The organism is Rhizobium sp. RHZ02 (genome assembly GCF_014851575.1).
Lineage (GTDB): Bacteria > Pseudomonadota > Alphaproteobacteria > Rhizobiales > Rhizobiaceae > Rhizobium > Rhizobium altiplani.
Genome location: NZ_JACUZX010000006.1, coordinates 173,157 through 184,939, shown reverse-complemented (window position 1 = coordinate 184,939; position 11,783 = coordinate 173,157). Strand labels below are relative to the sequence as shown.

Genomic DNA, 11,783 nt, shown 5'->3' with positions numbered 1-11,783 from the left:
CCGTCCATGTCGATCAAAGCCAGCATCTATCACCTGACGCATTACAAATACGACAAGCCGGTCCGCCTCGGACCTCAGATCATACGCCTCAAGCCAGCGTCGCATTCCAAGACGCGGGTGATCAGCCATTCGCTGAAGGTTTCGCCGTCGAACCATTTCGTGAACCTGCAGCAGGATCCCTACGGCAATTATCTGGCCCGCTACGTCTTCCCTGACCCGGTGACGGAGTTCAAGATCGAGGTCGACCTCGTCGCCGACATGACGGTCTATAACCCCTTCGATTTCTTCATCGAGGAGAGCGCCGAGATGTGGCCCTTCTCCTATCCCGAGGAGATCAGGGACGACCTGAAGATCTACATGCAACCGCAGCCGGTGGAGCCGGCGCTGGCTGCCTATCTCGCCGGCATCGACCGCACTCCCATGCGGACCACCGACTTCATCGTAGGGTTGAATGCGCGGCTGAAGAACGACGTCGAATACGTCATCCGCATGGAGCCCGGCGTCCAGACGCCGGAGGAAACGCTGAAGCTGGCGCTTGGCTCCTGCCGCGACTCGAGCTGGCTGCTGGTCGAGATCCTGCGCAATCTCGGCTTCGCCGCCCGCTTCGTCTCCGGCTATCTCATCCAGCTCACCCCCGACCTGAAGGCGCTCGACGGGCCCTCCGGCACCGAGGTCGATTTCACCGACCTGCACGCCTGGTGCGAGGTCTATCTCCCCGGCGCCGGCTGGGTCGGCCTCGACCCCACGTCTGGCCTGCTCACCGGCGAAAGCCACATACCGCTCGCCGCCACCCCGCACTACCGAAATGCCGCGCCGATATCAGGCGCGCTTTACGGCGAGGCCAACACCGAATTCGCCTTCGAGATGAAGGTCTCGCGGGTAGCGGAGCACCCGCGCATCACCAAGCCTTTCTCCGACGAAAGTTGGAAGGAGCTCAACGAGCTCGGTGCCAAGGTCGATAGCATCCTGCAGGCCGGGGATGTCCGCCTGACCATGGGCGGCGAGCCGACCTTCGTTTCCATCGACGACTTCGAATCCGAGGAGTGGAACACTGCCGCCGTCGGCCCGACCAAGCGCGAGAAGGCGGATGTCCTCATCCGCAAGCTGCGCGAGCGCTTCGCTCCCGGCGGCTTCCTGCATTACGGCCAGGGCAAGTGGTATCCGGGCGAAAGCCTGCCGCGCTGGACCTTCTCACTCTACTGGCGCAAGGACGGCAAGCCGATCTGGCAGAACCCGGAGCTCATCGCCGGCGAGGGCAAGGACACCGGTGCAAAGGCAGATGACGCCGCCAACCTTTTGAATGCCATCGCCAGGGAACTGGCGATCGAGACCGACATGGTGCTGCCCGCCTACGAGGATCCAGCCGAATGGATCATGAAGGAAGGCAGCCTGCCCGAAAACGTCGACCCATCCAATTCCAAGCTGAAGGACCCGGAAGAGCGTAGCCGCATCGCCCGCGTCTTCGAACGCGGCCTGACCGTACCGACCGGCTACATCCTGCCGGTGCAGGCCTGGAACGCGCGCGCCTCTAGCACGCGCTGGGTCAGCGAAAAATGGAAGACCCGCCGCGGCAAGATCTTCCTCGTTCCCGGCGACAGCCCCGTCGGCTATCGCCTGCCCCTCGGCACCCTGCCCTATGTGCCGCCGGCGCGTTTCCCCTATATCCACCCCGCCGACCCGTCGATTCCGCGCAATCCGCTGCCCGAAGTCTTCGTGCCATCCGGCCGCGCCATGCCGGAAGCCTCCCGCCACAGCGACGACAGCAGCCAGAACCGCGTTGAGCAAACCGTCGGCGAGATCGGCGGCGCCGTGCGCACCGCAATCTCGGTCGAACCGCGCGACGGAAGGCTCTGCGTCTTCATGCCGCCGGTCGAGCGCATCGAGGACTATCTCGAACTGATCGCCGCCGCGGAGAATGCAGCGACCGAACTCGGCCTGCCCGTCCATATCGAAGGCTATTCGCCGCCGCAGGACGAGCGCATCAATGTCATCCGCGTCGCCCCCGATCCCGGCGTCATTGAGGTCAATATCCATCCCGCTTCCAACTGGCAGGATTGCGTCGACATTACGATGACGATCTACGAGGAAGCCCGCCAAAGCCGCCTCGGCACCGACAAGTTCATGATCGACGGGCGCCACACCGGTACCGGCGGGGGCAACCATGTGGTCGTTGGTGGCGCCAATCCGGGCGACAGCCCCTTCCTGCGCCGCCCTGACCTGTTGAAGAGCCTGGTACTGCACTGGCAGCGCCATCCCTCGCTCTCCTACATGTTCTCGGGCATGTTCATCGGCCCGACCAGCCAGGCGCCGCGCATCGACGAAGCCCGTCACGACAGCCTCTACGAACTGGAAATCGCGCTCGCCCAGGTCCCCGCGCCGGGTCGCGGCGCGCAACCCCTCCCTTGGCTGGTGGACAGGCTGTTCCGCAATCTGCTGACCGACGTCACTGGCAACACGCACCGCGCCGAGATCTGCATCGACAAGCTGTTTTCGCCGGATGGCCCAACCGGACGGCTCGGCCTCGTCGAATTCCGCGGTTTCGAAATGCCGCCGAACGCACGTATGTCGCTTGCCCAGCAACTGCTGGTCCGCGCGTTGATCGCCCGCTTCTGGCAGCACCCTGCGGACGGCAAGTTCGTGCGCTGGAGCACGTCGCTGCACGACCGCTTCATGCTGCCGCACTTCATCTGGGCCGATTTCCTCGACGTGCTCGGCGACCTCAAGCAGAATGGCTTCGACCTCAGCCCGGAATGGTTCAAGGCACAGCTTGAATTCCGCTTCCCCTTCTGTGGCGAGGTCGAATACGAAGGCTCTAAGCTCGAACTGCGGCAGGCGCTGGAACCCTGGCACGTCATGGGCGAGGAGGGCGCGATCGGCGGCACGGTCCGCTATGTCGACAGCTCCGTAGAGCGCCTGCAGGTCCGGCTGGAAACCAGCAATGCCTCCCGCTACACCGTGACCTGCAACGGCCGCACGGTTCCGTTGAGCTCGACCGGCACGGCGGGCGTCTCGGTCGCTGGCGTTCGCTTCAAGGCATGGCAGCCTGCGTCGGGATTGCACCCGGTTTTGCCGGTCAATACGCCGCTCACCTTCGACATTTATGATACATGGTCGAAGCGTTCGATCGGCGGCTGCATCTATCATGTTGCCCATCCGGGCGGGCGTAACTATGAGACCTTCCCGGTCAATGGTAACGAAGCGGAAGCGAGACGGCTGGCGCGATTCGAGCCGTGGGGGCATACGGCAGGCGCATTCATTCCGCGTGCCGAGACAGTTTCACCGGAATTCCCGCTGACGCTCGATCTTCGACGACCGGTGGGAATCTAAGCACTAGGGCGAAATGGGCAAGAAACCGACGGCAGAACTGAGGGAAGAGCCAGCGATCCGCACCGGAAACGATGCCGTGCTTGACTACACTCCTCTGCCCGGCGTCGCCGACGAGATGGTCGACACCAACGGCGCCATCCGCCCGGTCTGGCAGCGCTTCTTTTCGCATCTGAGCGGAATGCCCGAAAAGGAGCTGACCGAACGCTTCACCCGCGCCGACCGTTACCTGCGCGACGCCGGCGTTTTCTACCGAGCCTACGGCAGCACCGGAAGCGCCGAGCGCTCCTGGCCCCTCTCGCACGTTCCGGTCCTCATTGATGCGCGCGAATGGGAGGCGGTCTCGGCTGGGCTCGTCCAGCGCGCCGACCTGCTGGAAGCGATCGTTGCCGACGTCTACGGCCAAAATCGCCTTGTCGCGGAGGGCGTGCTGCCACCGGCCCTGATCGCTGCCAACCCCGAATACCAGCGTCCGCTTGTCGGCGTCACCCCGGCCGGCGGTCACTACCTGCATTTCTGCGCCTTCGAGATCGGCCGCGGTCCTGATGGAAACTGGTGGGTCCTCGCTGACCGTACGCAGGCGCCGTCTGGCGCCGGCTTTGCGCTTGAAAACCGCGTGGCGACGACCCGCGCCTTCTCCGATATATACGCTGAGACGCCGGTTCATCGCCTCGCCTCCTTCTTTGGCGCCTTCCGCGATGCGCTGCAGGGCATGAAGCACAGCGGCGACGACCGCATCGCCGTGCTGACGCCGGGCCCCGCCAACGAAACCTATTACGAGCACGCCTATATCGCCCGCTATCTCGGCTTCATGCTGCTCGAGGGCGAAGACCTGGCTGTCGTCAACGGCAAGGTGATGGTCCGCACCGTGTCGGGCCTGAAGCCGATCACCGTGCTTTGGCGCCGCCTCGATTCGGCCTATTCGGATCCACTGGAACTGAACCAGAATTCACATATCGGCACGCCCGGCCTCGTCGAGGCTCTGCGCGCCGAAAGCGTGACCATCGTCAATGCACTCGGCAGCGGCATCATTGAAACACGCGCGCTGCTCGCCTTCATGCCGACCATCTGTCGTCGTCTGTTTGGCGAAGAGTTGAAGCTCCCCTCGATCGCGACCTGGTGGTGCGGCCAGAAGGGCGAACGCGAACATGTGGCGGCCAACATCGAAAAGATGGTGATCGGTCCGGCCTATTCGCGCGCACCGTTCTTCGATGACAGGGGCGAATCCGTGCTCGGCTCGACCTTGCGCGCCACGACCAAGGATTCGATCGGCGATTGGTTGAACTCCGACGGCGCCAAACTTGCCGGGCAGGAAGTCGTAACGCTATCGACGACCCCGGCCTGGATCGACGGCAAGCTGACGCCGCGGCCGATGTCGCTACGCGTCTTCGCCGCCCGCACGGCCAATGGCTGGCAGATCATGCCGGGCGGCTTTGCCCGCATCGGCGGCAGTGACGACGTTTCGGCCATCGCCATGCAATCGGGTGGTGCCGCCGCCGACGTCTGGATCGTCAGCGACAAGCCGGTGGAGCAGCACACATTGCTGCCAGCGGAAGGCAGCTTCACCCGCAACATGCCGGGCAGCCTGCCGAGCCGCGCGGCCGACAATCTCTTCTGGCTCGGCCGCTACATCGAGCGCGCCGAAGGGGCGCTGCGCATCCTGCGCGCCTGGCACGCCCGCTTTGCGGAAGCCGCCGATCCGAACCAGCCCCTGTTGGCCGACGTGACAGCCTATCTGGCCGCCGTCGATATCGACACCGAGGAAGCAGTCCCGGATACGCTAATGCGCAACATCGACAGCGCCGTCTATTCCGCCAGCAACATTCGCGACCGTTTCTCGCCGGATGGCTGGCTGGCGCTCACTGATCTCGCCAAGACGGCGCGACGGTTCCACGAGACGATTTCTCCCGGCGACGATGCAAGCCACGCGATGACGATTCTGCTGCGCAAGCTCGCGGGCTTCGCCGGTCTGGTGCACGAAAACATGTATCGCTTCACCGGCTGGCGTTTCCTCTCGCTCGGCCGCCATATCGAGCGCGGGCTGCACATGACACGGCTGCTCGGGCACATGTCAGGGCCGGACGCCCCTGATGGCGCGCTCGACATGCTGCTGGAGATCGGCGACAGCGTCATGACCCATCGCCGCCGCTACAACGTCAACACCGCTCGCCTCACGGTCACCGATCTGCTCGCGCTCGATCCGCTCAATCCACGCTCAATTCTTTTCCAGATGAACGAGATCCACCGCGAGGTGGAGCAGCTCCCGAACGCACTCGTCAACGGCCAGATGTCGCCCTTCTATCGCGAAGCGATGCGGTTGCACTCCGGCCTTGCCGTGATGACGCCGGAGACGATGAGCGTCGATGTCTACCGCCGCCTCGAACGCGAGCTGGAGCATCTGTCCGACCTCCTTGCCCACACATATCTCGGATGACCCAGGTGCTTTACGATCTCTCGCTGCACATGGGATACATCTACGACACGCCGGCCTCTGGCGCCCGCCACATCATGCGGCTGATGCCGCTGTCGCTGCCGAACCGGCAACGGCTGGTGGCCGGCTCGATCAAGGTTTCGCCGACGCCGGATGAACAGGCGCACTTCGTCGATTTCTTCGAGCACCCCGCGACTTCCTTCATGCTGCGCGCGCCGCATGAAAAGCTGGATATCCGCATGCATGCCCGCGTGCAGGTGGAGAGCCATTCGATCGCAGCGGATTTTTCCCCCGTGCTCGCAAAGCTTCCGAATGAGGTCGCAGGCGTCTGGTCGCTGAAGCCCGACGCCCCGCATCATTTCCTCGGCAATAGCCCCCGCCTTTCGGACACACGCGCGATCTCGGACTATGCGAAGGCCTGCGCCGAACCGTCATGGACCGTGCTGCAGATCGCCACTGCGCTATGCGCGAAAATCCATCTGGATTTCACCTATGATGCCGAAGCGACGACCGTCGATACGACGCCGCTTGAAGCCTTCCAAATAAAGCGCGGCGTCTGCCAGGACTTCGTCCATGTCATGATCCTTGCTCTGCGTAGCCTCGGCATTCCCGCCGGATATGTCTCCGGATTCCTGCGCACCATTCCGCCGCCCGGCAAGGAACGGCTGGAGGGGGCGGACGCCATGCATGCGTGGGTCAGGGTCTGGTGCGGCGAAACGATCGGCTGGGTCGAACTGGATCCGACGAACAACATCCCGGCCGGCACCGACCACATCGTCGTTGCCTATGGCCGCGACTACGCCGACGTCGCCCCGGTCATCGGCGTGCTGAAGAGCTACGGCGGCCAACGCGCTGTCCAGGCCGTGGATGTCATTCCGTTGGGATAATTGAATAGCCGATAGAATTCAGATCTTTACCGTGGCGTTCATGGTGCCGCAAAAGGTCAAGGACCTCCTTGCCTCCTGCGGGACCACCCCGAGCAACGCCTATCAGCCCAATAGCATGGCTCAGCTGGTTGCGGACTTGGGCCATGGCCGCCAAGGCGACGAGCTCGCGACCCGCCTGACGAACTGGTAACAGCAAAGACCCGCAAACAACAAAAGCCGCCCCGGAACAAACCGGAGCGGCTTTTCGTTTGCCTGCAAAAACGCGCATATCAAATTCGGAAAACCGATTGAAATCAAGCTCTTTCCGCAGCGGAGCGCCAAGCCTCGGCAATTTTTTCGTTTGGGTAATTCCTTTGTTGCAAGTGCGTTGTAACGATGCATAAACTGCGTGTTTAGTGCGCGGCAAACCGATTGAAATTGGCATAACGTACTGAAACCAAACAGAATTGGCGAGGACTGACGATGAACACCGTTTCGAAGCCGACAATCCCCTCCCCCGCGCCGCGCAGCTCCAAGCCAGAAATTCTCGCCGAAGAAATCATCGAACGCCTGACCTACCGCATCGGCAAGGATGCGAAGGTCGCCAAGCCGCATGACTGGCTGACGGCAACCATCCTCGTCATACGCGACCGCATCATCGACAAGTGGATGGAGTCGACCCGCAAGGTCTACGCAACAGGCGACAAGCGCGTTTACTACCTCTCCCTCGAATTCCTCATCGGCCGCCTGATGCGCGACGCCGTCTCGAACCTCGGCCTCATGGAACAGGTTCGCGACGCGCTCGCCTCGCTCGGCGTCGATGTCTCTGTCATCGCCGGCCTCGAGCCTGACGCCGCTCTTGGCAACGGCGGCCTTGGCCGTCTCGCCGCCTGCTTCATGGAAAGCATGGCGACCGTCGATGTCCCGGCCTATGGCTACGGTATCCGTTACGTCCACGGTCTTTTCCGGCAGCAGCTTGCCGATGGCTGGCAGGTGGAGTTGCCGGAAAGCTGGCTGGCGCACGGCAATCCTTGGGAATTCGAGCGTCGCGAGAGCGCTTACGAAATCGGCTTCGGCGGCACCGTCGACGTGGTCAATAGCCCCGAGGGCGAGCCGCGCTATGTGTGGAAACCCGCCGAGCGTGTCATCGCCGCCGCCTTCGACACTCCGGTGGTCGGCTGGCGCGGCAAGCGCGTCAACACGCTGCGCCTCTGGTCCGCGCAGCCGATCGACCCGATCCTGCTCGACGCCTTCAACGCCGGCGACCATATCGGCGCGCTGCGTGAGAGCAACAAGGCCGAAAGCCTGACGCGCGTTCTATATCCCGCCGACGCGACGCCGGCCGGCCAGGAACTGCGCCTGCGCCAGGAATTCTTCTTCTCCTCCGCTTCGCTGCAGGACATCCTGCGCCGTCACCTGCAGCAGTATGACGATTTCACCTCGCTGCCCGACAAGGTGGCGGTCCAACTGAACGACACGCATCCGGCGGTCTCGGTCGCGGAACTGATGCGCCTGTTGTGCGACGTGCATGGTCTCGACTTCGACCAGGCTTGGGACATCACCCGCGGCACGATCGCCTACACCAATCACACCCTCCTGCCGGAAGCGCTGGAAAGCTGGCCGATCCCACTGTTCGAGCGCCTGCTGCCGAGGCATATGCAGATCATCTACGCGATCAACGCCAAGGTGCTGCTGGAGGCGCGCAAGACCAAGACCTTCTCCGAAACGGAAATCCGCTCGATTTCCCTGATCGAGGAAAGCGGCGAGCGCCGTGTACGCATGGGCAATCTCGCCTTCGTCGGCGCTCATTCGATCAACGGCGTTTCGGCTCTGCACACCGACCTGATGAAGGTCACCGTCTTTGCCGACCTGCATAAGCTCTATCCCGACCGCATCAACAACAAGACCAACGGCATCACGCCGCGCCGCTGGCTGCAGCAGTGCAATCCCGGCCTGACCTCGCTGATCCGCGAAACGATCGGCGACGACTTCCTCGATGACGCCGAAAAGCTGAAGCCGCTCGACAAGTTCGCGAATGATGCAAGCTTCCAGGAGAAGTTCGCGGCGGTGAAGCGCGCCAACAAGGTGGCCTTGTCCAATCTCGTCGCCAGCCGCATGGGCATCAAACTCGATCCGTCGGCTATGTTCGATATCCAGATCAAGCGCATCCACGAGTACAAGCGGCAGCTGCTCAACATTATCGAAGCAGTCGCGCTCTACGACCAGATCCGCTCACATCCAGAATTGGACTGGGTGCCGCGCGTCAAGCTCTTCGCCGGCAAGGCGGCGCCGAGCTACCATAACGCCAAGCTGATCATCAAACTGATCAACGACGTCGCCCGCACGATCAACAACGACCCGGCCGTCCGCGGCCTGCTGAAGGTCGTGTTCGTGCCGAACTACAACGTTTCCCTTGCCGAGGTCATGGTGCCGGCCGCCGATCTGTCTGAGCAGATCTCGACTGCTGGGATGGAAGCATCGGGCACCGGCAACATGAAGTTCGCGCTGAACGGCGCGCTGACGATCGGGACACTCGACGGCGCCAATGTCGAGATGCGCGACCATGTCGGCGAGGACAACATCATCATTTTCGGCCTGCGTGCCGACGAAGTCGCCGCCGCCCGTGCAGATGGCCACAATCCCCGCGCCATCATCGAAGCGTCGCGTGAACTGTCTCAGGCACTCCAGGCCATCAGTTCCGGCGTCTTCTCGCACGACGATCGAAGCCGATACGCTGCGCTGATCGAAGGCATTTACGCGCATGACTGGTTCATGGTGGCGGCCGATTTCGATGCCTATGCGCAGGCGCAGCGCGATATCGACCAGCTCTGGACCGATCCGTCGGCGTGGAACAAGAAAGCGATCTGCAACACGGCTCGGATGGGCTGGTTCTCATCCGACCGCACGATACGGCAATATGCCAAGGAAATCTGGAGAGCCGGATGAAAGCGCCGAAAGCCACCCCTGAAGTCAGACTTCCCTGGGAGATTTCGGCAGACGAGATAGCGGCAATCCTCGCAGGGTCGCATTCCAATCCCTTCGCCGTTCTCGGCGTTCACAAATCGGGAAACGCCTACGTCACCCGCTGCTTCATTCCGGGCGCCGAAGAGGTGACCGCGATGGCGCTCGATGGCAGCGTCATCGGCGAATTGAAGCAGCAGCATTCTGACGGCTTTTTCGCCGGCGAGGTTTCGGTGACGAAGCAGCAGCCGGTGCGCTATCGCGCGCGACGCGGCGATGCCGAATGGGCGGTGACCGACCCTTACAGCTTCGGACCCGTCCTCGGCCCGATGGATGACTATTACGTGCGGGAAGGTTCCCATCTGCGCCTCTTCGACAAGATGGGCGCACACTGGATCAAGCACGAGGGCGCGCAGGGGATCCATTTCGCCGTCTGGGCGCCGAATGCTCAGCGTGTCTCGGTTGTCGGTGACTTCAATGGCTGGGATGGTCGCCGCCATGTAATGCGCTTCCGCTCCAGCGCCGGTATCTGGGAGATCTTCGCTCCTGACGTTCCGACCGGTGTCGCCTACAAATTCGAAATCCGCGGCCACGACGGTGTGCTGTTGCCGCTAAAGGCCGACCCTTTCGCCCGACGCAGCGAACTACGCCCACAGACGGCCTCGGTCGCGGCATCCGAGCTGCTGCAGGAATGGGACGACGCAGCGCATCTGAAGCACTGGAGCGAAACCGACAAGCGTCGTCAGCCGATCTCGATCTACGAGGTTCATGCCGGCTCCTGGCAGCGGCGCGACGATGGCTCGTTCCTCTCCTGGGACGAGCTTGCCGCCCGTCTAATCCCCTACTGCGTCGACATGGGCTTCACCCATATCGAGTTCCTGCCGATTACCGAGCATCCCTATGATCCCTCCTGGGGCTACCAGACGACCGGGCTCTATGCGCCGACCGCCCGCTTCGGCGAGCCGGAGGGTTTCGCCCGCTTCGTCAACGGCTGCCACAAGGTCGGCATCGGCGTCATCCTCGATTGGGTGCCAGCCCATTTCCCGACCGACGAACACGGTCTCGGCTGGTTCGACGGCACGGCGCTCTACGAGCATGCCGACCCGCGCCAGGGCTTCCACCCCGACTGGAATACGGCAATCTACAATTTCGGCCGCACCGAAGTCGTTTCCTATCTGGTCAACAACGCGCTTTACTGGGCCGAGAAGTTCCATCTCGATGGTCTGCGCGTCGATGCCGTGGCCTCGATGCTCTACCTCGACTATTCCCGCAAGCACGGCGAATGGATCCCGAACGAGTACGGCGGTAATGAGAACCTGGAGGCTGTGCGCTTCCTGCAGAACATGAACACCCGTATCTACGCCGAGCATCCAGGCGTCATGACCATCGCCGAAGAATCGACCTCCTGGCCGAAGGTGTCGCAGGCGGTGCATGAAGGCGGCCTCGGCTTCGGCTTCAAGTGGAACATGGGCTTCATGCACGACACACTGAGCTACATGAGCCGTGAGCCGATCCACAGAAAGCATCATCACAACGAGCTGACCTTCGGCCTGCTCTACGCCTATTCGGAAAACTTCGTGCTGCCGCTCTCCCATGACGAGGTGGTGCACGGAAAGGGCTCGCTGATCGCCAAGATGCCCGGCGACGACTGGCAGAAATTTGCGAATCTGCGGGCCTATTACGCCTTCATGTGGGGCTATCCGGGCAAGAAGCTGCTCTTCATGGGTCAGGAATTCGCGCAGTGGAGCGAGTGGAACGAGGCAACCTCGCTCGACTGGAACCTGCTGCAGTACCGCATGCACGAGGGCATGCGCCGGCTGGTGCGCGACCTCAACTTCACCTACCGCAGCAAGCCGGCCCTGCACGCCCGCGACTGCGAGGGCGATGGCTTCGAATGGCTGATCGCCGACGACCACGAGAACTCCGTTTTTTCCTGGCTGCGCAAGGCGCCAGGAGAGAAGCCGGTCGCCGTCATCTGTAATCTGACGCCTGTCTATCGCGAGAACTATTCCGTGCGCCTGCCGACCGAGGGGCGCTGGCGCGAGATACTGAATACCGATGCCGACATCTATGGTGGCAGCGGCAAGGGCAATGGTGGCCGCGTGCAGGCCGTCAACGCCGGCGGCAGCATTGCTGCATCCATCACCTTGCCGCCTCTGGCGACGATCATGCTTGAACCCGAGAACTGACGACTGGTGGGA

General features: G+C 62.7%; 6 protein-coding genes. 5 read left to right on the top strand and 1 reads right to left on the bottom strand.

Annotated features, from left to right (window positions below):
- Positions 1–6: 6 nt before the first annotated feature.
- From IB244_RS12810 to IB244_RS12800, 3 genes are read left to right on the top strand one after another with little or no spacing between them, the layout of a single operon-like run.
- A complete protein-coding gene (locus tag IB244_RS12810; protein WP_018856606.1) occupies positions 7–3,327 on the top strand; it encodes a DUF2126 domain-containing protein in 3,321 nt (1,106 codons plus the stop codon).
- 13 nt (positions 3,328–3,340) lie between these two features.
- Complete coding sequence (locus IB244_RS12805) at positions 3,341–5,758, top strand: circularly permuted type 2 ATP-grasp protein (RefSeq protein WP_169682337.1); 2,418 nt, start codon at positions 3,341–3,343, stop codon at positions 5,756–5,758.
- Positions 5,755–6,642, top strand: a complete 888-nt coding sequence (locus IB244_RS12800; protein ID WP_169682340.1) for a transglutaminase domain-containing protein — start codon at positions 5,755–5,757, stop codon at positions 6,640–6,642. Before IB244_RS12805 ends, IB244_RS12800 begins: the two co-directional genes overlap by 4 nt.
- Here IB244_RS12800 and IB244_RS12795 read toward each other — a convergent pair.
- On the bottom strand, positions 6,626–7,066 hold the full coding sequence (locus tag IB244_RS12795) for a hypothetical protein (RefSeq protein ID WP_162763411.1): 441 nt from the start codon (positions 7,064–7,066) through the stop codon (positions 6,626–6,628). The genes IB244_RS12800 and IB244_RS12795 overlap by 17 nt on opposite strands.
- A 38-nt stretch (positions 7,067–7,104) precedes the next feature.
- On the opposite strand from IB244_RS12795, the gene IB244_RS12790 reads away from it, so the two are divergent.
- Both IB244_RS12790 and glgB read left to right on the top strand, forming a co-directional pair.
- Positions 7,105–9,567, top strand: a complete 2,463-nt coding sequence (locus IB244_RS12790) for a glycogen/starch/alpha-glucan phosphorylase (RefSeq protein WP_018856602.1) — start codon at positions 7,105–7,107, stop codon at positions 9,565–9,567.
- On the top strand, positions 9,564–11,771 hold the full coding sequence (glgB, locus tag IB244_RS12785; protein WP_113470639.1) for a 1,4-alpha-glucan branching protein GlgB: 2,208 nt from the start codon (positions 9,564–9,566) through the stop codon (positions 11,769–11,771). The genes IB244_RS12790 and glgB overlap by 4 nt, the downstream gene beginning before the upstream one ends.
- The last annotated feature ends 12 nt before the right edge of the window (positions 11,772–11,783 follow it).

Bases quoted from the DNA above. Each gene is read 5' to 3' on its own strand.
- IB244_RS12805 (WP_169682337.1), top strand. From the start codon at position 3,341: ATGGGCAAGAAACCGACGGCAGAACTGAGGGAAGAGCCAGCGATCCGC.
- IB244_RS12810 (WP_018856606.1), top strand. From the start codon at position 7: ATGTCGATCAAAGCCAGCATCTATCACCTGACGCATTACAAATACGAC.
- IB244_RS12790 (WP_018856602.1), top strand. From the start codon at position 7,105: ATGAACACCGTTTCGAAGCCGACAATCCCCTCCCCCGCGCCGCGCAGC.
- glgB (WP_113470639.1), top strand. From the start codon at position 9,564: ATGAAAGCGCCGAAAGCCACCCCTGAAGTCAGACTTCCCTGGGAGATT.
- IB244_RS12795 (WP_162763411.1), bottom strand. From the start codon at position 7,066: ATGCCAATTTCAATCGGTTTGCCGCGCACTAAACACGCAGTTTATGCA.
- IB244_RS12800 (WP_169682340.1), top strand. From the start codon at position 5,755: ATGACCCAGGTGCTTTACGATCTCTCGCTGCACATGGGATACATCTAC.